Origin of the sequence: Pseudomonas sp. DWP3-1-3b3, from assembly GCF_049896305.1 — a bacterium.
Taxonomy (GTDB): domain Bacteria; phylum Pseudomonadota; class Gammaproteobacteria; order Pseudomonadales; family Pseudomonadaceae; genus Aquipseudomonas; species Aquipseudomonas azotoformans_A.
The window spans coordinates 43147-68960 of record NZ_JAFCUA010000018.1; the positions used below are offsets into that span (position 1 = coordinate 43147).

Annotated in this window: 21 protein-coding genes, 1 pseudogene and 1 riboswitch; of the genes and pseudogenes, 6 read left to right on the forward strand and 16 right to left on the reverse strand. The window is 61.4% G+C overall.

From position 1 onward, the window contains the following. The first annotated feature begins 136 nt into the window (after positions 1-136). The 4 genes and pseudogenes from ACP7BX_RS30140 (at position 137) to ACP7BX_RS30155 (ending at position 4930) form a co-directional block, all read left to right on the forward strand. Entirely contained in the window at positions 137-316 is a 180-nt protein-coding gene (locus ACP7BX_RS30140; RefSeq protein ID WP_269133913.1) for a DUF6026 family protein, read from the forward strand. 160 nt (positions 317-476) lie between these two features. Then, the gene (locus ACP7BX_RS30145) at positions 477-2234 is read left to right on the forward strand and encodes a phosphoethanolamine transferase CptA (RefSeq protein WP_177114228.1); all 1758 of its coding nucleotides are present in this window, start codon (positions 477-479) and stop codon (positions 2232-2234) included. 114 nt (positions 2235-2348) lie between these two features. Next, positions 2349-4575: pseudogene (locus ACP7BX_RS30150) on the forward strand (TonB-dependent siderophore receptor). 151 nt (positions 4576-4726) lie between these two features. After that, positions 4727-4930 (forward strand): hypothetical protein, encoded by a 204-nt coding sequence (locus ACP7BX_RS30155; RefSeq protein WP_314532069.1) that lies wholly within the window; start codon positions 4727-4729, stop codon positions 4928-4930. 97 nt (positions 4931-5027) lie between these two features. Here ACP7BX_RS30155 and ACP7BX_RS30160 read toward each other — a convergent pair whose 3' ends face one another. The 4 genes from ACP7BX_RS30160 to ACP7BX_RS30175 all read right to left on the reverse strand — a co-directional run bounded on the left by ACP7BX_RS30160 (position 5028) and on the right by ACP7BX_RS30175 (position 7917). Further along, positions 5028-5519: a GNAT family N-acetyltransferase gene (locus ACP7BX_RS30160; RefSeq protein ID WP_033897456.1), complete on the reverse strand. Its 492-nt coding sequence runs from the start codon at positions 5517-5519 to the stop codon at positions 5028-5030. A gap of 174 nt (positions 5520-5693) precedes the next feature. Next, positions 5694-6797, reverse strand: coding sequence for a cell division protein ZapE (gene zapE / locus ACP7BX_RS30165; RefSeq protein ID WP_426130204.1), 1104 nt, complete (start codon positions 6795-6797; stop codon positions 5694-5696). 15 nt (positions 6798-6812) lie between these two features. Further along, the gene (locus ACP7BX_RS30170; RefSeq protein WP_033897454.1) at positions 6813-7148 is read right to left on the reverse strand and encodes a nuclear transport factor 2 family protein; all 336 of its coding nucleotides are present in this window, start codon (positions 7146-7148) and stop codon (positions 6813-6815) included. A 52-nt stretch (positions 7149-7200) separates the two neighbouring features. Continuing rightward, positions 7201-7917, reverse strand: coding sequence for a helix-turn-helix transcriptional regulator (locus ACP7BX_RS30175; RefSeq protein WP_038845289.1), 717 nt, complete (start codon positions 7915-7917; stop codon positions 7201-7203). Positions 7918-8077: 160 nt separating this feature from the next. On the opposite strand from ACP7BX_RS30175, the gene ACP7BX_RS30180 reads away from it, so the two are divergent. Further along, on the forward strand, positions 8078-9124 hold the full coding sequence (locus ACP7BX_RS30180) for an aldo/keto reductase (protein WP_426130202.1): 1047 nt from the start codon (positions 8078-8080) through the stop codon (positions 9122-9124). Positions 9125-9177: 53 nt separating this feature from the next. On the opposite strand, the gene pepN is transcribed toward ACP7BX_RS30180, so the two are convergent. The 8 genes from pepN to ACP7BX_RS30220 are packed head-to-tail and all read right to left on the reverse strand — an operon-like array spanning position 9178 to position 17647. Further along, on the reverse strand, positions 9178-11835 hold the full coding sequence (gene pepN / locus ACP7BX_RS30185) for an aminopeptidase N (protein WP_426130200.1): 2658 nt from the start codon (positions 11833-11835) through the stop codon (positions 9178-9180). A gap of 13 nt (positions 11836-11848) precedes the next feature. Next, the gene (locus ACP7BX_RS30190) at positions 11849-12679 is read right to left on the reverse strand and encodes a DUF2797 domain-containing protein (RefSeq protein ID WP_314532058.1); all 831 of its coding nucleotides are present in this window, start codon (positions 12677-12679) and stop codon (positions 11849-11851) included. Then, the gene (locus ACP7BX_RS30195; protein ID WP_033902243.1) at positions 12676-12936 is read right to left on the reverse strand and encodes a YeaC family protein; all 261 of its coding nucleotides are present in this window, start codon (positions 12934-12936) and stop codon (positions 12676-12678) included. The genes ACP7BX_RS30190 and ACP7BX_RS30195 overlap by 4 nt, the downstream gene beginning before the upstream one ends. 53 nt (positions 12937-12989) lie before the next feature. After that, on the reverse strand, positions 12990-13913 hold the full coding sequence (locus ACP7BX_RS30200; protein WP_426130197.1) for a tetratricopeptide repeat protein: 924 nt from the start codon (positions 13911-13913) through the stop codon (positions 12990-12992). Beyond that, entirely contained in the window at positions 13913-14398 is a 486-nt protein-coding gene (locus ACP7BX_RS30205) for a hypothetical protein (protein ID WP_314532053.1), read from the reverse strand. Before ACP7BX_RS30205 ends, ACP7BX_RS30200 begins: the two co-directional genes overlap by 1 nt. Next, complete coding sequence (locus ACP7BX_RS30210) at positions 14398-15747, reverse strand: AAA family ATPase (protein ID WP_426130195.1); 1350 nt, start codon at positions 15745-15747, stop codon at positions 14398-14400. Before ACP7BX_RS30210 ends, ACP7BX_RS30205 begins: the two co-directional genes overlap by 1 nt. A 38-nt stretch (positions 15748-15785) precedes the next feature. Further along, entirely contained in the window at positions 15786-16760 is a 975-nt protein-coding gene (locus ACP7BX_RS30215; RefSeq protein WP_426130314.1) for a metallophosphoesterase, read from the reverse strand. Beyond that, positions 16757-17647: an NAD(+) kinase gene (locus ACP7BX_RS30220; protein WP_003217892.1), complete on the reverse strand. Its 891-nt coding sequence runs from the start codon at positions 17645-17647 to the stop codon at positions 16757-16759. The genes ACP7BX_RS30215 and ACP7BX_RS30220 overlap by 4 nt, the downstream gene beginning before the upstream one ends. Before the next feature lie 144 nt (positions 17648-17791). Between ACP7BX_RS30220 and ACP7BX_RS30225 the strand changes: the two genes are divergently transcribed. Next, on the forward strand, positions 17792-18739 hold the full coding sequence (locus ACP7BX_RS30225) for a DUF1853 family protein (RefSeq protein WP_426130193.1): 948 nt from the start codon (positions 17792-17794) through the stop codon (positions 18737-18739). A gap of 109 nt (positions 18740-18848) precedes the next feature. Here ACP7BX_RS30225 and ACP7BX_RS30230 read toward each other — a convergent pair whose 3' ends face one another. From ACP7BX_RS30230 to cobW, 4 genes are read right to left on the reverse strand one after another with little or no spacing between them, the layout of a single operon-like run. Continuing rightward, entirely contained in the window at positions 18849-19451 is a 603-nt protein-coding gene (locus tag ACP7BX_RS30230; protein ID WP_426130313.1) for a vWA domain-containing protein, read from the reverse strand. A gap of 53 nt (positions 19452-19504) precedes the next feature. Next, positions 19505-20503, reverse strand: a complete 999-nt coding sequence (locus ACP7BX_RS30235; RefSeq protein ID WP_426130191.1) for an ATP-binding protein — start codon at positions 20501-20503, stop codon at positions 19505-19507. Beyond that, positions 20503-24264 (reverse strand): cobaltochelatase subunit CobN, encoded by a 3762-nt coding sequence (gene cobN / locus ACP7BX_RS30240; RefSeq protein WP_426130189.1) that lies wholly within the window; start codon positions 24262-24264, stop codon positions 20503-20505. Before cobN ends, ACP7BX_RS30235 begins: the two co-directional genes overlap by 1 nt. A 3-nt stretch (positions 24265-24267) precedes the next feature. Continuing rightward, a complete protein-coding gene (gene cobW / locus ACP7BX_RS30245) occupies positions 24268-25329 on the reverse strand; it encodes a cobalamin biosynthesis protein CobW (protein WP_033902251.1) in 1062 nt (353 codons plus the stop codon). Between the two features lie 93 nt (positions 25330-25422). After that, positions 25423-25623, reverse strand: a riboswitch (cobalamin riboswitch). Between the last annotated feature and the right edge of the window lie 191 nt (positions 25624-25814).

Genomic DNA, 25814 nt, shown 5'->3' on the forward strand with positions numbered 1-25814 from the left:
AAAGTCACACGACCATCAAAAATAAAAAAGTTCCATTGCCCGGAAAAAGAATTCAGAATTGCCCTGACTGCTGCCGAGAACCTCGACTCAAGCGTTCTGGCACACCGCGACACACCGGCTATTTGCGAGGTAAGCAATGAGCACTGCACAGATGAATCGTCCGCCACAGACCCTCTACGTCACCATTCGACGCGACGAGTTGCGCCAGTTGAAAGACGAACGCGAACAGTTGCAGCAAGAAGTCTTGCGCCTGCGCTCGCACATCATCCAAGCCCAGTTGGACCAGCCTTCCGGCGCCCAGCCACTGCTGTGCTAAGCCCTGTCATCGCTTTGTAAGATTACGCCTACGAAAATCTCACAAAGTTTTCACACGCCTCTCCCGATACTCCCGCCCGAAGGGCCACCCCATGCAAGGGTGGCCTCTGTTGCGCGCAGCCCTGCGTGTCGACTGAAAAATTATCGGGTTGGAGCGCTGGATGGCGATGTTCGAACGCAGCACGAAGTCTGCGAAAGGCTTTGATTGGGCCGGCCTTGGCTGGCTATTCGTGTTTTTCTGGTACTTCTCGGGTATTACCCAACTGCTGATTCAGCTCAGTGGCACCTCCGGCTTCAGTGGTTTCCGCCAGGCCTTCTTCATGAGTGCGATCTGGCTGGCGCCACTGCTGATATTCCCCCGCCGCACGCGTTTGCTGGCCGCCTTGATCGGCGTAGTACTGTGGGCCTGTTCCATGGCCAGCCTGGGTTATTTCTTCATCTACCAGCAGGAATTTTCCCAAAGCGTCATCTTCATCATGTTCGAGTCGAACATCTCTGAAGCCGGCGAATACGCAACCCAGTATTTCGCCTGGTGGATCGTACTGGCGTTCATTGCCCACACCGCCGTGGCTATTTTCCTATGGACACGCGTGCGGCCGGTTTATCTGCCACGCGGCCAGGCACTGATAGCGGCGACGGCAATCCTGGTGGGCATCGTCGGTTACCCGTTGGTCAAGCAGATTGCCCGCAGCGACACCCTCGACGATGCCATCGACCGCTTTGAATCACGCATCGAACCCGCCGTGCCGTGGCAGATGATCGTCGCCTACCGCCGCTACACCGAGCAGTTGGACAACATGCAAGGCATGCTCGACAGCGCGAGCCAGATTCCGCCCTTGACCAACCTGAAAGACACCATGGCCGGCCAGCCGTCCACGTTGGTGCTGGTCATCGGTGAGTCGACCAACCGTCAGCGCATGAGCCTCTACGGCTACCCGCGCAACACCACGCCGGAATTGGACAAACTGCGCGACCAACTGGCGGTGTTCGACAACGTCATCACGCCGCGCCCCTACACCATCGAGGCGTTGCAACAGGTACTGACCTTCGCCGACGAAGAAAACCCGGACCTGTACCTCAAGACGCCGTCGATTGTCAGCGTGATGAAACAGGCGGGCTACAAGACCTACTGGATCACCAACCAGCAAACCATGACCAAGCGCAACACCATGCTCACGACCTTTTCCGAACAGGCCGATGAACAGGTGTACCTCAACAACAACCGCAACCAGAACGCCCGCCAATACGACGGCGATGTGCTGGCACCGTTTTCCAAGGCGTTGGCGGATCCTGCGGAGCGTAAATTCATTGTGGTCCACTTGCTGGGCACCCACATGAGCTATCAGTACCGCTACCCGCCGACCTTCGACAAATTCACCGACCGCCAGGGCGTACCGGCAGGCGTGACCGACGATCAACTGCCTACCTACAACAGCTACGACAATGCGGTGCTGTACAACGACTTTGTGGTCTCGAGCCTGATCAAGGACTACGCCAAGACCGACCCCAATGGCTTCCTGCTGTACCTGTCGGACCACGGCGAAGACGTGTTCGACTCGGCGGGCCACGCGACCCTGGGGCGTAACGAAGCCAAGCCGACGGCGCCGATGTACACCATTCCCTTCATGGCGTATGCCTCGCCAAAATGGCGGGAAACCCACGACTGGAGCTTCGCCGGTGATTTACAGCGGCCCTACAGCAGTTCGCAGTTGATTCACACCTGGGCGGACCTTGCCGGGCTGAGCTTCAAAGAGCTGGACCGCACGAAAAGCCTGGTGAGCGACAGCTTCACGGCCCGCCCACAAATGATCGGCAACCCCTACCTGCGTCAGCAGAAACCACTGATCGACTTCAGCCTGATCAAGCCGAAAAAGGTCAATCCAACCGACGTTGTGCTTCAGGAAAAACCGGCGCTGTAACAGAAAGATAACAATCATTCTCGTTTAAGCCTAAAGTTCCTCCCCTCCTTTCGTCTTTGAACCATGGCCTTTTCCGACCGGAAAGGCCGCAAAGACGACAAGGAGTCTTCCGCGATGTTCGCGCCTCTCACCCGTTCCATGACCCTCACCCTCGGCCTCTTCAGTGTGGCCACCAGCCCTGCTCTGTTGGCTGAAACCGACCCCGAAAACAAAGCCCTGGAGCTGGGCGCCACCCGCATCACTGCCGAAGGCCTGGGCGCCACCACCGAACACACCGGAGCCTACACCACCGGCTCCATGAGTACCGCCACCCGCCTCAACCTGTCCGTCAAGGAAACCCCGCAATCGATCTCGGTGATCACGCGCCAGCAGATGGATGATTTCAATCTCAATACCTTGACCGAGGTGTTGCGCCAGACCACAGGGGTCAACGTCCAGCACAATGACTCGGACCGTGTGTCCTATTCATCGCGCGGCTATGGCATCAGCAACTTCCAGATTGACGGGATGCTCAACACGTTTGGCTACATGAAGTCCGACTCCGACACCATTATTTATGACCACATCGAAGTGGTACGGGGCGCCACGGGCTTGACCACCGGCGCCGGAGACCCTTCCGCCACAGTCAATATGGTGCGCAAACGCCCGACAGCCCAATGGCAGGCCCAAACCGGGGTCAAGGCCGGCAGCTATGACAACTACTACAGCTACGTAGACGTGGGCGGTCCGCTGGCATTTGACGGCAAGCTGCGCGGGCGGACGGTACTGGCCTACCGCGACGCCCAATCGTTCCGCGACAACTACGGGCTACAACGGGCGGTCGGCTACGGCATCCTTGAAGGCGACCTCTCAGACGATACGGTCTTGGCCGTAGGCTTTGATTACCAGAACAAGCAGGTCCAAGGCACCTCCTGGGGCACCGTCCCCTACTGGAACAGCCAGGGTGGCAAGGCCGGGCTGTCCCGCTCCACCAATATGGCGGCGCACTGGAGTTCCTGGCCACTCACGGACAAGACCACCTTCGCCACCCTCGATCATCGGCTCGGCGGTGACTGGCATTTGAAAGCCGCCTATACCCATCGCCAAAGCGACACGGATGGCAAGGTGTACTACGGCGGCGCGGGTTTCCCCAATGACGACCGCAGCGGCATGACCGCCTGGGCCAGCCACATGCGCGGCACCTCGAGAATGGAAGCGGTCGACCTCAACCTCGCCGGCAGCTACGCCCTGTTGGGCCGCGAACATGCACTGATGATGGGGTATGGCGAGGCGACACAACGCGACGTGTCCCCGGTGATGCGCAGCAACATTCCTGACGGCTACTACACGATCGAAGACTGGAAATACATGGGCGGGATCGGCAAGTTCGGCGACACCGTCACCGACCTCAAGGGCGAGCACAGCAGCAAGCAACAGAAAGCCGGCTACCTGGCTACGCGCCTGAGCCTGACTGACCGCCTGCATGCGGTACTCGGAAGCCGCTATGGCAGCTGGGAACTGGAAAGCGCGGCACCCCGAATACGATGACAATGATCAGCTACTCAGGGCCAACAAGACCCGCCAGACCCACAACGATATGTGGACGCCCTATGCCGGCTTGCTCTACGACATCACGCCGGAGTACACCGTTTACGCGAGCTACACCGACATTTTCAAGCCGCAGAGCCTCAAGGACGTCAGCAACAAATACCTGGAGCCGGTGGTGGGCAGCAACTATGAGGTCGGTCTCAAGGGGAGTCTGTTGAATGAGCGCCTGAACGTCGCGGCCGCGTATTTCTGGAGCAAACAGGACAACGTTGCCGAACGGGATTATTCGGTGCCACCCAACCCAACCACCGGTGAGGAGTACTACAAGTCCGGCGGCAAAGGTAACAAGGTCAACGGCTTTGAACTGGAGGTTGCCGGCGAAGTAATGCCGGACTGGAACCTGACGGCAGGCTACACCTACACCCACTCGGTGAATGGCACGGACAAACGCAACAACACCGGCCAGCCGCTCAACCTGGTGAAGGTTTCCAGCGCCTACCGGTTGCCAGGAGCATGGCGCAACCTGACGGTGGGCGGCGCGGTCAACTGGCAGAGCGATATCTACGAATTCAGCAACCGGCCTACAGGGCAACGCATCGGTAACAGGCTGGTGACCGAACGCGCGAAAATCACGCAACAGGCCTACACCGTGGTCAACCTGATGTCGCGCTACCAGTTTGACGAACAGGTTTCTGCGTCGATCAACGTCAATAATCTATTTGATAAAAAATATTACGAACGCGTCGGCTTTTATAACGGCGTTTATTGGGGCGACCCGCGTACTGTAACGCTTGCACTGGATTGGAAGCTTTAAAACATACTCCGCGCGCACTCCAACCTTAACGAAATCGTTAAGGTTGGAGGCTATCCAGTTAAGCTTCGCTTAATCGACCCTGCACATAATCGGCCCCACGAGTCTGATCTAAGAGAACAGACACCGATCACACTTTATGGGACTACCGACGATGAAACTCTCAACTCTGATGCTTGCTGGCTTGATGACCCTGACCTCCGCTGCCGCCTTCGCCGAGGGCGGCGCAGAGCGCTCCAAAGAGTTTTATGCCAACTTCAAGTTCATGCAAGACAAGGCGCACGGCACAGCGGAACAAACAGCCTCCAGTGATGTAAAGCAGCCAAACGCGAATGATACAGCGCAACCAAAAAGTTAAGGAAACGTTAACACCTTTGTCATTCCGCTCCGTTGACAAGGGTTAATTTGGCGCCACTCAGTGGCGCCTTTTTTTATTTCTGGTTAAATCCAATAATTTATAAAGGCTTATTCCAAAACAACATCGCACCATAAGCCGGATCAAACTTGGCACCATCAAACCCGAACTTGCGATAAGCCGACTTCGCCACTTCATTACCCTCTAGGACTTCCAGGGTGATCTTGCAGCAGCCGCGTTGACGGGCGATTTCCTCGACCTTTTGCAGCATTTTCTGACTCAAGCCCAAGCCACGAAATTGATCCATCACCACCACGTCGTGCACGTTGACCAATGGGCGGCAGGCGAAGGTCGAGAACCCTTCAAAACAATTCACCAGCCCGGCCGGCTCTCCGTTCACAAATGCCAATACGCTGAACGCGTGCGCACGCTTGGCCAATTCTGCCGGCAACTGCGCCAGCAAATCCGGGTCCAGGCTGTGCCCTCCCCCCATGGGGTCTTCGGCGTAATGGTTGAGCACCAAAGCGATGGCTTCGGCATGCACGGCATTGGTGTAGCTGGCTTGCAGCACCAGGATGTCAGGGGTGTCCATTTCCTTCCTCGATAACGGCAACAAGGGATTCGGCTCCCTTTGAGAGGCATGATTGTAAGCGTGGAAGCGCCGTTAACTGAAGGAGATAAACTACAAATAGGCGTTTGAAAACGCCAAGGTTATCGCCCTAAAAAGGTCGGCAGTGCCCGCTCCACGGGTTTCTTCGCACAGGCCTCAGGCAAAACGCTGCAATTGCATTTCTTGCAGGCGGCTCAAGGTGCGGCGGAAGGGAAACTCCAGGTAACCCTCGGTATAGAGCTGTTCGAGCGGCACCTGCGCCTCAATGTACAGCGGCACTTTACGGTCGTAGCACTCGTCCACCAAGGCGATAAACCGCCGTACGCTGTCGTCGTGCACCGACAGCTCGGGCAATTCGCGATCACCTGCGACCACTCGCTGCGCACCATCTTCGGTACCACGGGCGATCCGGCCAGGTCGTTTTTGCGCGCTAAGGTTAGGCACTTCGCCCAGCAGGATCGCCTTGAAACGATCGCAGATCAGCATGAAATCCATGGCGGCCAAGGGTTGCTCGCACAGATCGGCATAACGGCACCACAGCACAGTGTCGCTCGATTGCACCGCAACGATGGAGCGATGCCCCACAGCAACCGGCCCGCTGCGGGTCGGCTGGCCTTCGGCCAATTGCTTGAACACGCCGGCCAGCGCCTCGGGCTGATTGACCCAATAGCGTTGAAGGCCCACCCCCGGATGCAACCGGTGATCCTCTCCCCCATCCACTGCGACCACCTGCAGGTGCTGTTGTATGGCCGCAATTCCCGGCAAGAACCGCTCGCGGTTAAAACCATCGACATACAGCTGGTCGGGCGGTTGGTTGGAGGTGCAGACCATCACCACGCCTTCCTCGAACATCACCTGAAACAGGCGCCCCAAGATAATCGCGTCCCCGATGTCATTGACGAACAGTTCGTCAAAGCACAGCACCCGCACCTCACGGCTCAATTCCCGAGCAAGCGCCTGCAAAGGATCCTGCGTACCGGTCAGCTGAAACAGGCGTTGATGCACCCAGCCCATGAAGTGGTGAAAATGCTGGCGCCGTGCGGGCACCCGTAGGCTTTGGTAGAACTGATCCATCAGCCAGGTCTTGCCACGGCCCACCGGCCCCCACAGGTAAACGCCTGTGATCGGCGTACGGCCTTGATGCAAGGCCTCATGGCAGGTTTGCAGCGCATCCACCGCGCGGCGCTGGGCGTCGTCAGCCACGAAGCCCTGTTGAGCGATGGCGTGTTGGTAGGCCGCAAGGGGCGAGTCGAAAGTCATGCCCGCCAGTATGACCTACAGGGAAATATCCAGTCGCGAAATCTTGCCCTGTTCGTTCAAGCGAAAGGTGTAGCGCAGCTCCAAGGGGCTGCCGGGAAAATTGCCGGACACCACGTTGCTAACCAATACTTTGCCCGTACGGTGTTGCACCTTGAGCACTTCGACCCTTGGCTGGTAACGGCGCGCGGTGTCTTCCATCCAGCGCGCGATGGCAGCAGTGCCAACTTGATGCTGCCCCTCGTCGAACACGTTGGCGTCGTCGGCAAAACAGCGGGCGACCGCCGAAGTGTCACGGGCATTGGCGGCTTCGAGGTAGGCCACAATGGCCGGTGCCAACTCAGGAATAGACATGGCACAGCTCCTTTCTTGATGATTTGTGAAGCCATGCTAAGCCAGGGTTGTGTCAGTTTTTGTCAGGAGTAAACGGCCCGGACTCATTCTGTTCCATCAGCTTGCGCCAGCCGCGCAGCCAGTCACTGCGCCGCCCCGGATAACGCTCGCCATGGGCTTGCGCGCTCGCCACGCGGTCGGTACGAAAGGTGCGATACGCGCCACGCAACTCACACCAGGCTACGATCACCCGCACTTCATTCAAGAAACCCAGGGCCAGGGGCCAGATCAGGCGCTGGCTCTGGGTCTGACTGGCGTCCGCGTAATCGATATGCAGCTTGGCCTGGTTGCGGATGGCCTCGCGAAATACATTCAGCGGCACGCGGTTTTCCGGGTAACCGAACCCAGGCGGGCCGGGCAACACCGTCGGGTTGCGCAAGGCTTCCTGGGCGGCGGGGTCGAGCACATCGGCGATTTTTGCCAAGGCGTTGGCGGCGGCACGGCTGAGTACCTCATCGCCACGCTGGTCCACGTAGCGCAAGCCCAGCACGATAGCCTCGGTTTCCTCGGCGTTCAGCATCAAGGGCGGCAGAAACAACCCGCTGCGCAACACATAACCCACCCCCGCCTCGCCGAAAATCGGCGCTCCCAGCGCCGTTAATTCCGCGATATCACGGTAAAGCGTGCGCTCGGACACCTCCAGCTGCGCCGCCAACACGGCAGCCGTCACCGGGCGTTTCTTACCACGCAAAGCCTGGAGCAAAGTCAGTAGACGAGTGGTACGCGACACGGAAAGCCCCGCCAAAAAACAAAAGTGCCGCAGCTTAGCAGAGCCCCCTGTCAGAAAACGTCAGCAGTGAAAAAGGCCCTTGACCGAATAGATTATAGCGATCATATTAAATACATGTTGCTAGACATGTATGAAACATCACTGCCTCAGGAGTCCTTGTATGCGCAATAAAGTCTTTGGCCGCCGCAGCGGTCTGCAGGTATCTGAACTGGCCTTGGGCACCGGTAATTTCGGTACAGGCTGGGGCCATGGCGCCGAGCGCGATGAAGCCAAACAGATTTTCGACGGCTACTTGGAAGCCGGCGGCAACTTCCTCGATACCGCCAACGGCTACCAGTTTGGCCAGGCTGAAAAACTGCTGGGTGAATTTATCGCCACCGAGCGCGACAACCTGGTAGTGGCCACCAAGTACACCCTGCGCACCCAGCCGTCGGATGAAGGCACGATCAAGCTCGGCAACAACCGCAAGAACCTGGTTCGCTCGGTGGAAGAAAGCCTCAAGCGCCTGAACACCGACCGCATCGACCTGCTCTGGGCGCACATGAGCGACAACGTCACGCCCATGGAAGAGATCCTGCGTGGCCTCGATGACCTCGTCCGTGCCGGCAAGATCCACTACGCCGGCCTTTCCAACTTCCCGGCCTGGCGCATTGCCCGCGCCGACCTGCTGGCCGAAGTGCGCAACTTCGCGCCGATCATCGGCATTCAGGTGGAATACAGCCTGGTCGAGCGCACTGCCGACCGCGAACTGCTGCCGATGGCCGAAGCGCTGGGCCTGGCTGCCACACTGTGGTCGCCCCTCGGCGGTGGCTTCCTGACCGGCAAGTACCGCAACACCCAGGACGACAACCGCGCCAACAAACTCGGGATCCTGGTGCATGCCGAACACAGTGCCCGTGAAACCGCTGTGTTGGATAACCTGCTGGCAGTCGCCGCCGAAGTGGACGCCTCGCCAACCCACGTTGCCATCGCCTGGCTGCGAGAAAAGGCGCGCCGCTCCACCACCGCACTGATCCCGATCCTGGGTTCACGCACTCGCGCCCAACTGGACAGCACCTTGGGCGCGCTGACTGTGCAACTGTCAGCCGAGCAAGTCACCCGTCTCGACAACGCCAGCGCTATACCTCTAGGTGTACCGCACGGCATCATCGCCGAGCGTTTCCCCATCGATCATGGCCTGGACACTCCTCGCCCACCCGTTATCTGAGGCGAAAAAAAACGGCCTGTCGAACAGGCCGTTTTTTTATTCAGCGATCCCGCTTAAGCCAGGCTCTTGCTGACCACCTCAAACACATCGCTCGACAGCTCACCTGAAGCCCGAATGCGCTCCAGCTCCGCCTTCATCAGCGCCTGGCGCGCGCTGTCGTATTTGCGCCAGCGGGTCAACGGCGCCAACTGGCGCGACGCGATCTGCGGGTTGAAGCCATTCAACTCGATCACCAGGTCTGCCAGGAAGCGATAGCCTGAACCGTCCGCCGCGTTGAAGTTGATCAGGTTCTGCCCGGCAAACGCGCCAATCAATGCACGCACCTTGTTCGGGTTCTTCAGCGTGAACGCGGGATGCTCCATCAACGCCTTCACGCGCTCCAACCCTCCCGGCAAGGTGCTTCCGGCTTGTACGCTGAACCACTGGTCCATGACCAGCGGGTTGTCCTTGAAATTTTCGGCAAACACTGCCAGGGCCTGGGCCTTCTCGGCTTCGAACGGCGAGTTCACCAGCACCGCCAGCGCGGTCAGGCGCTCGGTCATGTTGTCGGCGGTGTCGAACTGTTCGAGAGTCGCCCCCAACACTTCCGGTTTGCCACTGAGCATCAGGTACGACAACGCAATGTTCTGCAAGGCGCGACGGGCAAAGTGCTCGGCCGCGGCCACATACGGCGTTTGCTTGGACAGCTCGCGATTGGCCTGGTAGCGCAACCACAGTGCTTCGTGCAGATTCTCCGACAGTTGTTTGCGAGCAAACTCACGGGCGGTGTGGATCGCATCCACATCCGCAACCTCGCTGATTTCCGTAAGATAGGCTTCACCCGGCAACGACAGCATCTCCGCCACCATGGCCTGGTCCAGACTTTCGTCGCTCAACACACTGCGCAGCGCGGTGATCAAACGCTGATCCATGTGCAACGCCTGGCCCTGCTGATGCTGAGCGATCAGTTCCTGCAATACCTGCACCGACAACTGCTGGCCGGCATCCCAGCGGTTGAAGCCGTCGCTGTCATGCTGCATCAGGAACATCAGTTGATCGCGGTTGTACGGGAAGCTCAGCTTCACCGGCGCCGAGAAACCGCGCAGCAGCGAAGGCAATGGCTGCTCAGGGATATCAACGAAGGTGAAGGTCTGTTCGGCCTCGGTCACCGAAATCACGCGGGATGTCGCGCCAGCCACCGCTTCCCCGGCCAGGCGCAGGGCGATACCGGCGCCCTTCCCGTCCAGCAAGCCCAGTTCTACCGGGATCACGAACGGCAGTTTTTCCACTTTGTCCGGGGTTTCCGGGCAGCTCTGGCGGAAGGTCAGGCTGTAGGTTTTTGCCGTGGCGTCGTAGGACTCGCTCACCGCCAATCGCGGCGTACCGGCCTGGCTGTACCAGCGCTTGAACTGGGTCAGGTCGGCGCCGTTGGCGTCTTCCATGGCCTTGATGAAATCATCACAGGTCACGGCCTGACCGTCATGGCGTTCGAAGTACAGGTCGCTGCCTTTGCGGAAGCCTTCGGCACCGAGCAACGTGTGAATCATGCCCACGACTTCCGAGCCCTTTTCGTACACGGTCAGGGTGTAGAAGTTGGAGATTTCGATAAAGCTGTCCGGACGCACCGCGTGGGCCATCGGGCCGGCATCTTCGGCGAACTGGTGGGTACGCAGGTACGCCACGTCCTGGATGCGCTTGACGGTCGCCGAGTTCATGTCGGCGGAGAACTGCGAGTCACGGTAAACGGTGAAGCCTTCCTTGAGCGACAGCTGGAACCAGTCGCGGCAGGTCACGCGGTTACCCGACCAGTTGTGGAAGTATTCGTGGGCAACGATCGCCTCGACCCGCTGGTGCGCGGCGTCGGTAGCGGTTTCGGCGCGGGCCAGCACGGCACTGGAGTTGAAGATGTTCAGGCCCTTGTTTTCCATGGCGCCCATGTTGAAGTCGTTTACCGCCACGATCATGAAGATGTCGAGGTCGTACTCGCGACCGTAGGTTTCTTCGTCCCAGCGCATGGATTTTTTCAGGCTGGTCATGGCGTGCTGGCACTTGTCGATGTTTTCCGGCTCGACGTAGATGCGCAGTGCCACTTCACGATCCGTCATGGTGGTGAAGGTATCTTCGACACACCACAAATCACCGGCCACCAGGGCAAACAGGTACGCCGGCTTCTTGAACGGGTCTTCCCAGGTCGCCCAGTGGCGGCCATCTTCACCGGGGCCACTGGCAATCGGGTTGCCGTTGGACAGCAGGATCGGGTAGCGATGCTGCTCGGCGATCACCGTGGTGGTGAAGGTGCTCATCACGTCCGGACGGTCGAGGTAATAGGTGATCTTGCGGAAGCCTTCAGCTTCGCACTGGGTGCAGAACATGCTGCCGGACTTGTACAGGCCTTCCAGGGCGGTGTTGGTTTCCGGGTGGATTTTTACCGTGGTATCCAGAGTAAAGGTCGCACTCTTCGGCTGTACCGTCAGGTGGCTGTCGGTCAGTTGGTAGTCATCTGCCGTCAATTCCTGATCAGCCAGGTTGACACTCAACAGCTCAAGCTGCTGGCCGTCCAGCACCAATGGCGGCAAACCGGCGCCGCGCTCAGGGTTGCGGCGCATCACCAGTTGCGCGTGGACCAGGCTGTGGTCCTCGAACAACTCGAAGGTCAGGTGCGTCTCTTCGATCAGGTAGTCCGGCGCCTGATAGTCCTTCAGGTAGATCATCTTCGGTTGTTCGGTGCGCATGGGTGCCATCCTTCTACTGATGCACGGCGAGCTGGTAGGCCGTGTACTTACGAATGTTGATAACGCCGGTGTCGAAGATCAGGTATTGGCCCTTGATCCCCAGCAGCGTGCCTTCGGCAATCGGGTTCTTGTCCAGGTTGAAGCTGACGATCTTGGCCGGATACTGCTCGACCGGGTAGCGGATTTCGATCGGCTCGATGTCGGTTACCGCTTGGATAGCCTGCAGGCCAAAGCGTTCCTGCAAACCGAGCAAGCCTTCGGCGCAGGAGGCGAACAGCTCATCGCGCGCCTGCTTGAGGTCGACGGCTTGGGCGTCGCCTTTGAGCAGCGCACGCCAGTTGGTTTTATCGGCTACCTGGCTGCGGAACAGGTCTTCGACAAAACCGGACTGCTGGCGAGTCGCCACGCGCATGATCGGCAGCGCCTGGCTCGCACCCTGGTCCAGCCAGCGTGTCGGCAACTGGGTGGCGCGGGTGATGCCGACCTTGATCCCTGACGAATTCGCCAGGTACACCACGTGGTCGGTCATGCAGAATTTTTCGCCCCAGCCCGGATCGCGGCAGGTGCCGGCGTCGTAATGGCAACGTTCGGGGCTCATGATGCACAGGTCACACTGGGCCAGCTTGGTCATGCACGGGTAGCAGTAACCCTGGCTGAAGCTGGTCTTGGTCTTGCGGCCGCAATGGCTGCAATGGATGGCACCCAGGTATTCCAGGCGTACGTGGGTACCGATCAACGGGTTGACCGGCACTTCGACATCGCCCAGGCGAAACGCGTATTGAACGGTCGGCTCACCGAGTTGCGCCGACATTTTGCTGACTGCACCGCGACCAATTTCAATCAATGGATCGCATCCGACTTGAACAGGATATTCGGCACCGGAGCCGACTTGGACGCACATTCCTGCGGGCCCATGTAGCCGGTGCGCTGCTCTTCCGGCAGGTTCTGGATTTCCCAGGCGATCATGGCCTGCAACGACAGCTCGCGCTGTTCGGCGGAGAGCTTGCGGCCATCGGACCACTTGCCGATTTCCACGGCGAGCTTGAGGCTCTCGTAGATGTCCGGGGTGATGTTTTCGATCATTTCAGCAAAAGACGACATGTGAACAACCTCTGAGGTTCAGCGAGTACATGGGTGACGGGGCCTCTGGCCCGTCAGAATTCCTTGGAGAGCTTGACCTGCACAAGCTCCTTGTCCAGCAGGCGCCGGAATATCTGCGGCGCCGTGAAGGTGTAGGCGGCAAACGCCAGCCACAACCAATTGACCATTTCGGCCACTTGCGGGTAGCCCTGGTCGGTCAACGTGATCACCACGACACGGTAGACCACAAACATGCACAGCAGCAGAATGATGGCGCGGGTCGCGCTGCGCTCGTTCATCCAGCTGTTGAAGCGCCACCAGGTGCCGAGGAACACGTTGCTGCGGGCCTTGACGGCCGTGAGCAGGTGCAGCGCCGCAACGTTGGTGGCGTTTTGTTGCAGGGCCCAGATCGCGTGATCGCGAGCACCGTTGATGTCCCCTTTACGCAGCAACAGATGGCCGAGCACCACCACGGCCGCCGCATTCGCAGGGTCGGCTTGCAACGCCTGGCGCGCGAATTGATATGCCTGGTCCCACTGGCTGCTATCGCGGTGAAATTGCGCCATGGCGACCAGGTTCGCCGGATCGTCCGGCCCCAATTCCAGGGCTTTCTGCAACGGCTCGCGGCTCTGCGCCAGGCGGCCGGTAAGTTGGTACAACTCGGCCTGGCAACGGTAGTACGCCGGGTTCAGCGGCTCCATGTCCAACAACTGGGTCACGTGTTCCTGGGCCAACGTGAACTTGCGCAGGGCAATCGCTACCTGCGCGGCGGCATAGTGGGACAGCGGCAGTTGCGCATCGGCGGCCAGGGCCAGTTGCACTTCGCGCTTGGCGGCGTGCACGCGACGCATGTTCATCAAGCAGATCGCCAGCAAGGCGTGGGCCTCGGCGGAATCCGGGTCGCTGGCCAGCAGTTGGCGCAGGGCATCGATTGCGCCGTCGTTGTGGTCGGCCTGCAGGCGCTGGTAGGCCAGTTGCAGCAGATAGTCGGTATTCATCAGCTCACCACCAGGTACCACAAGGTGTACGGCAGCCACTTGACGACCATGCCTTTAAGCACGAAGCCGCCAATCAACGCCAAGGGAAAACCAAAGCGGCTCAACTCGCCGCCGTAGTACTGGTAAATTTCGATGGTCGCGCTTTGCTGCATATACAACAGGTAGCCCAGGGTCAGTTTCCACACCACCAGCACCAGCAAGGCGTACTGGATCTGCGCTTGAGTCTGCAGATATCCCGCACCCACCAGCTGCAACAAGGCAAAACCGATCACGATGCTGCCCACTAGCGCCACGCCGGCCAACACCCATTCGCGCACCCGCGTTGGGCTGCCGACGGCGATGGAGTTGAACACAAACCACGGCAGGCCCAGCCACGCGCCGCCGAGCATCAGGCCGAGCAGCGGCCAGAACGGCGAGACCGCCCACTTGGCCAAGGCGCCGGGACGCGGTTCATCCTCAATGCGATAACCTCCGTACTGCGCCATCAGCGACCCTTCCCGTGCTTGTCGAGGAAGGCCAGCACTTCGTCGTACTGGTTACCTTCGTTGGCATAGCGCGCGTAATTGCGCGCGGTGGTCAGCCATTCCAGGGTGGTGGCGCGCACCTCTTTCAAGGCTTGCTTGAAATGCCGGTCGCAAATCGATTGCTCGGTGCCACTGTCGATGGAGGCTTCAATCGCCTCATCAGCAGCGGTTTCCACCAGCTCGCTGAGGTCGGCACCGGAGAAGCCCGAGGTGTTCTTGGCCAGGAAGGCGAAGTCGATGTCGTCCGCCATCGGCCGACCTTTCATCATCGCCTTGAGCATGGCCTCCCGCGCCGGGCGATCCGGTGGCGGTACAAACAGCACACGGTCAAACCGGCCGGGGCGACGGAACGCCGAGTCCACCGACCACGGCACGTTGGTCGCGGCCAGGATCAATACGCCGTGGTTGTCGTTGGTAAAACCGTCCATCTCAGAGAGGAACTGGCTCACCAGCTTGGACGATGTCGACTCGCGGGTATTGGCACGTTTGCCACCCAGCGCCTCGACCTCGTCGAAAAACATCACCGCCGGCGCCTGGGCCCGCGCCTGTTCGAACAACGCGTGCAACTTGCGCTCGGATTCGCCGATGTACATGTCCAGCACATCGGAAATCGCCACGTTGAAAAACGTCGCCTTGCACTCCCCCGCCGTGGCGCGGGCCAGCATCGTCTTGCCGCAACCCGGTGGACCGTAAAGCAGCACGCCGCCGCCGACTTTCTTGCGAAAGCGTTGGAACAGGCCCGGTTTCTGGTACGGCAGGATGATCTTTTTGTGGATGGTCTTTTTCAGCTCATCCAGGCCGCCGATATCATCGAAGGTCAGGGTTTCGTTTTCCGGTACCAGCAGGCGCACGACTTCACTCTGGTCAGTGTCGTCATTGGAGATCACGCGCAGGCGCGGACGACCCTCGGCGCCAGGGAAATCCACCACCGACACGTTCAAGCGGCGCCACAGCGCCATGTCTTCCAGGGCCGGATTGGCGTCCACCGCTGCGCGGTATTCCACTTGGGCATCCTTGAGACGCTCCAGTGCCGCCAGGGCACGGGCCTTGAGCAGTCGCGCGGCCGGGTCTCCACCGTCGATCAAAGGCAGCGCCCTTTGCGCTTGACCGTCGGCCAGCAACAACTGCGCCGCCGCGAACTTCAACGCGGGCGCGTCAGGCCATTGTTCAAGGTCGTCGGGCAACAGCTTCAGCCCGCGTGCGTGCTCGCCGCGCTCAACACTGGCGCCCAGCAGCACGGTCAGCAGCGCGACGTTACCGGGGGCCGCGGCCAGCGCAGCCTCCAGTTGGTCGAACGTCGAATCATCCATGGAGGTTCCTCAAAAGTGCATGTGCAGCGCGCAGGGGCTCATGTGAGCACCTCCGGCCGCTCGACATCGACCCAGACGAACTTGCGCGGGTCGAGGCGGGTTTCCTGGTCCAAGCGATAGGCGACCAGCTTGCCGTACAGCACGGCGCTGTAGTCCAGGCAAGCCAGGTTCTCGCGGATCGGCGCCGGTTTGCCGCTGCGCCAGTAGTGACCGACGAACAACAAGGGTTCGTCGACGCCGTAGCGCAGCAGGGAATTCTTTTCGGTGGACGACAACGGCGTGCGCGCCACCGGCTCCGGCAACGCGTCGGGCTGGAACACAATGTCGCCGTAGGTCTTGGGGTCGTCTTCCCAGAACTTGGTGCGAAAGAACGAGCGCGTCAGGCCATCGCCGCCGGTCAGCGTAAGGCCATCCGGCAGGCGCATGTCGGTGCCGCGCAGCAGCCGGTCGAAAGCGTTGCAGGCAAAACTGCCCGGCACGGCGGCGGCCTGCAAGAAATGCTGGTCGATGCAGCCATCCGGGAAGGTTGCGCGCAGCGGATCGATAAAGCCGTCATCCCAGCACGCATGCACCACGCGAAAGCGCCCGGCATCGACAAACAGCGGCATGTCGTAGAACCAGCCGAGGAAGTCGTGCCAGTCGGCCGGGTGGTGTTCGAACTGGGTCAGGGTCTCGTGGATCAACCGCGCATGCCGTGGGTTGTGCTCGCGCACGAACTGCTTGCCACTGCCCGGCGGCGCCGGTGTGGTCCAACCCAGGGCGTTGAATTCATGGTTGCCCATGATGCACAGCGCCTGGCCGGCCTCGGCCATGTCGTGGACGATGTGCAGCGCCTCGCGGATACGCGGCCCCCGGTCGATGATATCGCCGAGGAACACCGCCATGCGCGACGGATGGCGCCAGGTGCCGCCCTGCTTGTGGTAGCCCAACCGGTCGAGCAGATGCTCAAGGGTGTGGGCGCAACCGTGCACGTCACCAATCAGGTCGTAGCTACGCGCGGGATCGAGCATCAGTCGCCTCCACCCCCCAAGCGGCTGCCCCAGCCCAGCTTGGTGCGGCACACTTCGTAATAGTTGTGGTCCAGCGGGTGGATCAACCGCAACTTCTGTGCCTTCTTGCTCACGGTGATGGTGTCACCGGGGGCGCAGGTGAAATGGTTCTGCCCGTCACACGACACCTGCGGGTAGATCTGCATGTCTTTGGACACCACGATTTTCAGCTCACTGTTGCCGTCGACCACAATCGGCCTGCTCGACAACATATGGGGGTACATCGGCACGATCACAATGGCATCCAGCTTGGGATGCATGATCGGGCCACCCGCCGACAACGCGTAGGCGGTGGAACCGGTGGGCGTGGCCACGATCAGGCCGTCAGCCTTCTGGCTGCACACGAACTGGCCGTCTATATAGAGTTCGAACTCGATCATCCGCGTGGACTTGCCGGGGTGCAGCACCACGTCATTCAAGGCATCGCCCTGGCCGATCGCCTCGCCGTGGCGGCGCACTTCGGCTTGCAGCAGGAAGCGGTTCTCCACCAGGTAATGGCCATCAAGCACCTTGGCCACTTCGACTTCCAGCTCATCAGGACGGATATCGGTCAGGAAACCCAGGCTGCCCCGGTTGATCCCCAGCACCGGCACGTTATGCCGCGCCAAGGCACGGGCGGCCCCCAACAGGCTGCCGTCGCCGCCGACCACAATCACCATGTCACAGACTTCGCCGAGCATCTTGCGTGACGAGGTCTGCAGGCCGTGGCCGGGGAGAATTTCAGCGATGGTGTCTTCGAGGATCACATGCAGGTGGCGTTCCAGCAGGAATTTTTTCAGCCGGCGGACGGTGTCCAGCACCTGGGTACTGCCCAGGCGACCGATAATGCCGATATTGCGAAATTGCTCCATGGGGCTCCTGCGGAATTTGGGGTGTGGCAAAAAGAAGGATTATGGGCGAAAGGCCGTCCCAGGCAAAATCCTTTGTCGCCGTGACGCCTTGATGACAATGGTTCTCAGCCACCCATGCCCCCTGTAAACGGCTATGCTCGGACCATGACTGTGTTCCCGGATCTGCACAACCTGCCCCGCCAGCTGCGCCACCCCGAAGTGCGCGACCTGGCGTGGGTGATGCTCGCCCCGCCCATGCTGGCGCAGACACCCTGGCCGCAACGCCATCCGCTGGCCGGCAGCGATTGGGTGCAGGCCCCGCATTTACTGGAGCAGTGGTTGCGCCAACTCGACCAAGACAGCAGCACCTTGCAGCAGTGGTTGAGCCAGTCGCGCACCCGGCGCCTGGGCCTGTATTACGAACGCTTGTGGCAGTTCGCCGTGCAGCATGCGCCGGGGGTTGAGTTGCTGGCGGCCAACCTGCCAATCCGGCGTGCCGGACATACCCTGGGCGAGTTGGACATGCTGCTGCGTGACCGCGACGGCGTGCATCACCTGGAACTGGCGATCAAACTCTATCTCGGGCCGCAGGACGGCAATGGCCAGGATACGGCGCAGTGGTTGGGACCTGGCTGCCATGACCGGCTGGACCGAAAACTGGCGCATCTGGCCCAGCACCAACTGCCCATCTCAGCGCGGGCGGAAAGTCGCGAGGCGTTGGCGGCGTTGGATATCCAGCAGTTCGATGCGCATTTGTGGCTCGGCGGTTATCTGCTGTATCCCTGGCCTGGCGAGGCCCAAGCCCCCACTGGCGCCCATCCGCACCATTTGCGTGGGCGCTGGTTGCACCAGCGCGATTGGCAAGCGTTTGTCAGCCGCAGCCAACCCGGCCTTTGGCAACCCCTGCCCCGGCATGCGTGGTTGGCGCCAGCGCATTACACGGCGGATCACGTCTGGAGTGAAGAACAGATGCGCGGCTGGCTGGCGGAGCTGGATCCGATGGCGCCGGCGCAGTTGTTGGTGCGCATGGTTCAAGTGGACGAGGATTGGGAGGAAGCCGAGCGGTTGTTTCTGGTGGCGGATCTTTGGCCGAATGTGCCGGGGGCAGGCTGAGGTTTTCGCAGTGCGTTTGAAGACGCCTTCGCGGGCAAGCCCGCTCCCACAGTTGAAATGCGTTTCCCTTGTGGGAGCGGGCTTGCCCGCGAAGATGGCAGTACAGGCACTACACCTTATCGATATGGTGATAATCCAACTGCAACCCGGCCGCCAACGCTTGTGCTCTGCCCATCCTGATCGGCCCACGCTCGATATCCACCAACAACCCCGGACACTCGAGCAGCGGTAGCCCGGCGATGTCCTTGAGTCGCCCATCCGTAATCACCAGCAACCGCTGTTGTTCAGCCGGATACCGCTTGCGCCGATGCGCCAGCCACGCCCCGGCCTCGGTCAACGCTGCAAGCAACGGCGTACCACCGCCCGCGCCCAACTGATCCAGCCAACCCGCCAAGCCCTTCGCCGCCTTCAATCCCTGGACCTGCCATTTGGGCGAGTGCCCGCTGGCAGTCAACAACGCCATCCGCGCCCGTTGACGGTAAGCATCATCAAACAGTTTCGCCAACAAACCCTTGGCGTCGGTGAGCGCCCTGTGCCGTCGGGTGGACGCCGAGGCATCCACAATCACCAGCCAGAGCTCATGAGCCGAACGGCTGCGCAGGTGAAACAGCAAGTCTTCACGGGATTGGGGCCGACCACCGAGCAAGGTGCCCGGCCAATTGATCGAGCCTTGTTTCGCGCTGCGCGCCTTGCCGTGCCTGCCGCTGTCCAGTCGCCCGGCCTTGGGGCGGGCATCCGCCCCCGTGTCAGGTCGGGGGCGAATGCCTAGGGCTTTTTTGGCCAGGTGGGGACTTCCCGGCGCGCCCCCGTGGGCAGGGCCGGAGCGGGCATGTCGCCCCATTGGCCTTGGCCGGGCGAAGTGTCGGAGGGTTTGGGCGACTGCCCTTCGTTCGGAGGACTGGCCGGCGGCGCCTGCTCCTGACGGCGGTGGCGCAAAGCAAACTCGGCAACCGCGTCGATATCTTCGTCGGCTATCGCGCTGGCGCCCCGCCAAGCAGCATGGGCCCTGGCACCCCGCAACCAGACAAGGTCCGCACGCAAACCATCGACGCCCGCAGCAAAACACCGCTCGGTGATCTGAGCCAGCGCCTCATCATCCAGCGCAATCGTGTCGAGCCGCGCGCGCGCGTGGGTGCAGCGTTCGCGCAAGGCCGACTGCGATGTTTCCCATTGCGCGCAGAACGCCGCCGGGTCGCTGTCGAAATCCAGGCGGCGACGGATGATCTGCCCGCGCTCGGTTGGCAAGGTCTGCCCGCTCAACGCCACGTTGAAGCCGAAACGGTCGAGCAGTTGCGGGCGCAACTCGCCCTCCTCCGGGTTCATGGTGCCGATCAACACAAAGCGCGCCGAATGGCGATGGGAAATACCGTCGCGCTCGATCAGGTTGGTGCCACTGGCGGCCACGTCCAGCAGCAGGTCCACCAGGTGATCGGGCAGCAGGTTGACTTCATCGACGTACAACACGCCGCCATCCGCCTTCGCCAATACGCCGGGAGAAAACTGCGCACGGCCCTCGCCCAATGCAGCGTCCAGGTCCAACGTGCCGACAAGGCGCTCTTCAGTCGCGCCCAGGGGCAAGGTCACGAACTGACCGCTGGCCAGCAGGTCCGCCAAACCGCGCGCCAAGGTCGACTTGGCCATGCCGCGCGGGCCTTCGATCAGCACACCGCCGATCTTCGGGTCGATGGCGGTCAGGCACAGCGCCAGCTTCAAGTCATCGGCGCCGACTACGGCGGACAGCGGGAAATGGGGAATATCGGTCATCAGCTGTCTTCTTCTATATCGAGCAACAGGTTTTCCAACGCCTCGCGGTAAGCCCCCGGCTCCTGCCACATGCCACGCTGTTGCGCTTCGAGCATGCGCTCGGTCATATCCCGCAGCGCATCAGGGTTGTGTTGCTGCACAAACGCGCGGGTGTCGGGGTCGAGCAAGTAAGCGTCGGCCAACAGGGCGTATTGGTGATCGTCAATCAGCGCCGTGGTGGCGTCAAAGGCGAACAGGTTGTCCACGGTCGCCGCCATCTCGAAGGCACCTTTATAGCCATGGCGCTTCACGCCCTCGATCCACTTGGGGTTGGCAGCACGGGAACGGATCACCCGGTTCAGCTCCTCCTTCAGGGTGCGGATCTTCGGCAGGTCGGGCTGGCTGTGGTCGCCATGATAGCTGGCAGCCTTGTCGCCACTGAGCGTTTCCACGGCAGCGAGCATGCCGCCCTGGAATTGGTAGTAATCGTTGGAGTCGAGCAAGTCGTGCTCGCGGTTGTCCTGGTTCTGCAACACCGCCTGCACCTGGCTCAAACGCTGGGCAAATTGCGCGCGGGCGGCGGTGCCTTCGTCGGATCCGCCATAGGCATAGCCGCCCCAGTTCAGGTAAACCTCGGCCAGATCTTCACGGCTTTGCCACAGACGACCATCCACCGCGCCCTGCACGCCCGCGCCGTAGGCACCGGGCTTGGCGCCGAAGATGCGCCAACCGGCCTGTTTCGCCGCCGCTTCTGCGTCCAGGCCAGACTCGAGCAGCGCCTCACGCTCACTGCGCACCTTGGCCGCCAGCGGGTTCATATCATCCGGTTCATCCAGCGCCGCCACGGCCTGCACCGCGGCGTCGAACAGGCGGATCAGGTTGGCGAACGCATCGCGGAAAAAGCCCGACACCCGCAAGGTCACGTCAACGCGCGGGCGGTCCAACAGGCTGATCGGCAGGATCTCAAAATCATCCACCCGCTGACTGCCGGTCGCCCACACCGGGCGCACGCCCATCAGGGCCATGGCCTGGGCGATATCGTCGCCGCCGGTGCGCATGGTGGCGGTGCCCCATACCGACAGGCCGAGCTGGCGCAGGTGGTCGCCGTGGTCCTGCAAATGCCGCTCAAGAATCAGGTTGGCGGACTGGAAGCCGATGCGCCAGGCCGTGGTGGTCGGCAGGTTGCGCACGTCGACGGTGAAAAAGTTGCGCCCCGTTGGCAGTACGTCCAAACGCCCGCGACTCGGTGCGCCACTCGGGCCTGCCGGCACGAAACGGCCGCTAAGGGCATCCAGCAATCCGCGCATTTCCGCAGGGCCACAAGCGTCCAGACGCGGTGCAACCACGATGCGCAGGCTTTCAATAACCGCCTTCACCTCTTCCCAACCGGGTTCTTCCAACTGCTCAATCGGCCCTTCCAATGCTTGCTCGATCAATCGCGCCGCATAAAGCTCCAGGCGTTCGCGGGTATCGCCAGCGGTGCGCCACAACTGCGGATCGATCTTCTGCAACACCAGCGGTCGACGCCCAGTCCAAGGCTCGGCCAAAGCACAGTCCAGCGGGTCGAACCCCAACTCAAAGGCCTTGGCCAGCACGCGCAGCAGGCTTGATTGCGGGCCACGGCCATCGCCACGCGGGATGCGCAGCAAGGCCAGCAAGGTGTCGATACGCAAGCGCCCTGTGGGCGACTCACCAAAGATGTGCAGGCCATCGCGAATCTGCGATTCCTTCAGGTCGCACAAATAGGTGTCCAGGCGCGGCAGCCACACGGCAGCGTCGGCGTCGCTCCCCAGCTCAAGTTCCTGGTCGATGCGGGTTTCGCGCACCAGCTTGAGGATGTCTTTCTGCAACTCCAGGGCGCGTCGTGGATCGAGCAGTTGCGCTTCGTAATATTCGTCGGCCAACAGCTCAAGGTTACGCAACGGGCCGTAGGTTTCGGCACGGGTCAGCGGCGGCATCAGGTGATCGATGATCACCGCCTGGGTGCGGCGCTTGGCCTGAGCGCCCTCGCCCGGATCGTTGACGATAAAGGGGTAGATATTCGGCAACGGCCCCAGCAGCGCATCAGGCCAGCAGTGTTCCGACAGGCCGACGCCCTTGCCCGGCAACCATTCAAGATTGCCGTGCTTGCCCACATGGATCACACCATGGGCACCGTAGGTGTGGCGCAGCCAGAAATAAAACGCCAGGTATCCGTGGGGCGGCACCAGGTCCGGATCATGGTAAACCGCGCTGGCGTCCACCTGATAACCCCGCGCCGGTTGGATACCGACAAAGGTCAGGCCCAGGCGCAGGCCGGCGATCATCATGCGGCCATCGCGGAACATCGGATCGTTATGGGGCGTGCCCCAGCGCTCCAGCACGGCCTGGCGATTGGCCTCGGGCAAGCGACTGAACATCGCTTCGTAGTCATCCATGCCCAGGCTTTGATGGCAGGGGCGCAGGTCGAGGCTGTCGAGGTCGTTGGTGACACCACCGAGCAAATCGTGGATCAGATCAGTGCCGCTTTCCGGCAGCGCATCCGGCACGGGATAACCTTCGGCTTGCAGGGCGCGCAGGATATTCAGCGCCGCTGCCGGCGTATCCAGGCCAACACCATTGCCGATACGGCCATCGCGGGTCGGGTAGTTGGCGAGGATCAGCGCGATGCGTTTGTCGGCATTAGGCACTCGCGCCAGTTCGACCCAGCGTCGCGCCAATTCAGCGACAAAATCCATGCGCTCGGGCGCTGCGCGGTAGCACACCACGTCCGACTGACTGCGCTCGCTGCGCCAGGCCAAATCCTTGAAGCTGATCGGCCGGCTGATGATGCGCCCGTCCAGCTCCGGCAAGGCGATGTGCATCGCCAGGTCCCGGGGGCCGAGGCCTTGCTCGCTGGCTTCCCAGCCGGGCTTGTTGTCCTGGGCGCAAATGGCCTGGATCACCGGGATATTGCGGCGAAACGGGCGCAAATGCGGCGCTTCCGGACTGGACTGGGCGAAACCGGTGGTGTTGAGGATCACCGCCGCGCCCACCTCGTCCAGCAGGTCCTCGACCACCGCCAGGCAGCCGGGTTCTTTCAAGCTGGCCACCGCCATCGGCAACGGATTGAGGCCCGCGGCCTGCAAACGCTGGCAGAACACATCGATAAACCCGGTATTCGCCGCCTGCAAATGGGAGCGGTAGAACAGCACCGCCGCCACCGGAAACTCGGTATTCCAATCCGCCTGCCAATCATTCAGCCGGGCGTTGGCGTGGCGCGGATGATAAATCGCCGTGCGCGGCAGGCTTTGCGGCTCGGCCCAGGCGTAGTCACGGCCCAGGTAGGCGCTGGCCAGGCAGCGATAAAAATCCAGTGCATTGCTCAGGCCACCCTGGCGCAGAAAGTGCCAGAGGCGATCACGCGCGTCGGCGCCGACGGTGCTCAGGCCACTGAGTTCCGGGTCCGGGCGATCATCCCCCGGCACCAGGATCAGCTGCACACCGCGCTCCGCCAGTTCCACCAGCCGCTCGATGCCGTAACGCCAATAACCGATGCCGCCATGCAACGAAATCAGGATGACCTTGGCGTGGCGCAGTACCTCATCGACATACAGGTCGACCGAGGCATGGTTCTGCACCTGCATCGGGTTGGCCAGGCGAAAGCTGGGGTAGTCGTCCGGCAACTGCTGCGCCGCTTCGGCCAGCAGCGCCAGGCTGGAATCGCCGCTGCACAGGATCACCAGGTCAGCGGGGGTTTGTCCGAGGTCGGCAATATTGTCGTCCGAGACGAAACCACCGGGCTGGGTCCTGAGCAGATGCATGGGTTAAACGCTGAGGGCGGCGCGCAGTTGCGCTTCGAGGCCAGCGGCGTCAAGGTCCTGACCGATCAGCACCAGACGCGTGATGCGCGCTTCGTCAGCGCCCCAGGCACGGTCGAAGTGCTTGTCGAAACGCGTACCCACGCCCTGGATCAGCAAGCGCATCGGCTTGTTCGGGATCGCGGCGAAGCCTTTGACGCGCAGGATGCCGTGTTGCACCACCAACTGGGTCAGGGCGTCGAGCAGCAGGGCTTCATCGGCTTGCGGCAGGTCGATGGAGATGGAATCGAAGGCATCATGATCGTGATCGTCTTCACCTTCGTGATGATGATCGTGATGGCTGTGGCGACCGTCGATGTGCTCTTCGGAACCCGCACCCAGGCCGATCAGCACATCCAGGGGCAGGCGACCGCTGCTGGCCTCAATGATCTTCACCGCTGGCGGCAGCTCTTCCGCGACTTCCAGGCGCACACGGGCCAGGTCTTCAGGGCTGATCAGGTCGGATTTGTTCAGGATAACGAGGTCGGCGCTGGCCAGTTGGTCGGCGAACAGTTCATGCAGCGGCGATTCGTGGTCCAGGTTCGGGTCGAGCTTGCGCTGGGCATCCACTTGGTCCGGGAACGCAGCGAAGGTGCCGGCGGCCACGGCGGGGCTGTCGACCACGGTGATCACCGCATCAACGGTGCAGGCACTGCGGATTTCCGGCCACTGGAAGGCTTGAACCAGCGGTTTTGGCAGGGCCAGGCCGGAGGTTTCGATGAGGATATGGTCGAGGTCACCGCGACGGGCCACCAATTCGCGCATCACCGGGAAGAACTCTTCCTGCACGGTGCAGCACAGGCAGCCGTTGGCCAGCTCGTAGACGCGGCCGTTGGCTTCTTCTTCGGTGCAGCCGATGGAGCATTGCTTGAGGATTTCACCGTCGATGCCCAGTTCGCCGAATTCGTTGACGATCACCGCAATGCGGCGGCCCTGGGCGTTGTCGAGCATGTGGCGCAGCAAAGTGGTCTTGCCCGAGCCGAGGAAGCCGGTGACGATGGTGACGGGGAGTTTGGCCAGTGTTTTCATCGGATGCCCTTGGGGGCGGGCATACGGGACGATAGGCCCTGCGACGGTGCGCAGCAGCGGATTTCGTCACCGGATCACCCCGCCCGGTTGAAGTAGAAAATCGGTTGCGAGGCAGGTCTCCTGGCTTGGGGCGTGCGGGTCTTGCGACCGGCGCTGGCTGCGCCTTCCCGCCGGTTTGGCAGTGGCGTGGCAGTCAGCTTAACCCTTTACAGTTGCGGGGGCAGCCGCGGCTTGGACCGCGTTCCCTTCTTAGCTTCGGCCTGGGGCTGAAGAACCTCGAGGGTGCAAGGCTACGCAGTGCTTGGGGGATGGTCAATGATGGGGTTGGGTACATATCCGTTTCTGCGGTAACGGCTGAAATTGGTTCCGCCCTTACGGCGGGTCACTTTGCAAAAGCGGCAAAGTAACCAAAACGCTCTTGCCCCAACACTCGGCACCTCGCCTAGGCTCGGTGTGCCCGTAATCCGACAGTGATTTGGGGGGCC

Excerpts from the sequence above, each read along its gene's own strand:
- ACP7BX_RS30225 (WP_426130193.1), top strand. The coding sequence starts at position 17,792 with ATGACTGTGTTCCCGGATCTGCACAACCTGCCCCGCCAGCTGCGCCAC.
- zapE (WP_426130204.1), bottom strand. The coding sequence starts at position 6,797 with ATGACTTTCGACTCGCCCCTTGCGGCCTACCAACACGCCATCGCTCAA.
- ACP7BX_RS30200 (WP_426130197.1), bottom strand. The coding sequence starts at position 13,913 with ATGAATACCGACTATCTGCTGCAACTGGCCTACCAGCGCCTGCAGGCC.
- ACP7BX_RS30180 (WP_426130202.1), top strand. The coding sequence starts at position 8,078 with ATGCGCAATAAAGTCTTTGGCCGCCGCAGCGGTCTGCAGGTATCTGAA.
- ACP7BX_RS30140 (WP_269133913.1), top strand. The coding sequence starts at position 137 with ATGAGCACTGCACAGATGAATCGTCCGCCACAGACCCTCTACGTCACC.
- ACP7BX_RS30155 (WP_314532069.1), top strand. The coding sequence starts at position 4,727 with ATGAAACTCTCAACTCTGATGCTTGCTGGCTTGATGACCCTGACCTCC.
- cobW (WP_033902251.1), bottom strand. The coding sequence starts at position 25,329 with ATGAAAACACTGGCCAAACTCCCCGTCACCATCGTCACCGGCTTCCTC.
- ACP7BX_RS30220 (WP_003217892.1), bottom strand. The coding sequence starts at position 17,647 with ATGGAGCAATTTCGCAATATCGGCATTATCGGTCGCCTGGGCAGTACC.
- ACP7BX_RS30145 (WP_177114228.1), top strand. The coding sequence starts at position 477 with ATGGCGATGTTCGAACGCAGCACGAAGTCTGCGAAAGGCTTTGATTGG.
- pepN (WP_426130200.1), bottom strand. The coding sequence starts at position 11,835 with ATGCGCACCGAACAACCGAAGATGATCTACCTGAAGGACTATCAGGCG.
- cobN (WP_426130189.1), bottom strand. The coding sequence starts at position 24,264 with ATGCATCTGCTCAGGACCCAGCCCGGTGGTTTCGTCTCGGACGACAAT.
- ACP7BX_RS30160 (WP_033897456.1), bottom strand. The coding sequence starts at position 5,519 with ATGGACACCCCTGACATCCTGGTGCTGCAAGCCAGCTACACCAATGCC.
- ACP7BX_RS30205 (WP_314532053.1), bottom strand. The coding sequence starts at position 14,398 with ATGGCGCAGTACGGAGGTTATCGCATTGAGGATGAACCGCGTCCCGGC.
- ACP7BX_RS30170 (WP_033897454.1), bottom strand. The coding sequence starts at position 7,148 with ATGTCTATTCCTGAGTTGGCACCGGCCATTGTGGCCTACCTCGAAGCC.
- ACP7BX_RS30210 (WP_426130195.1), bottom strand. The coding sequence starts at position 15,747 with ATGGATGATTCGACGTTCGACCAACTGGAGGCTGCGCTGGCCGCGGCC.
- ACP7BX_RS30195 (WP_033902243.1), bottom strand. The coding sequence starts at position 12,936 with ATGTCGTCTTTTGCTGAAATGATCGAAAACATCACCCCGGACATCTAC.
- ACP7BX_RS30235 (WP_426130191.1), bottom strand. The coding sequence starts at position 20,503 with ATGACCGATATTCCCCATTTCCCGCTGTCCGCCGTAGTCGGCGCCGAT.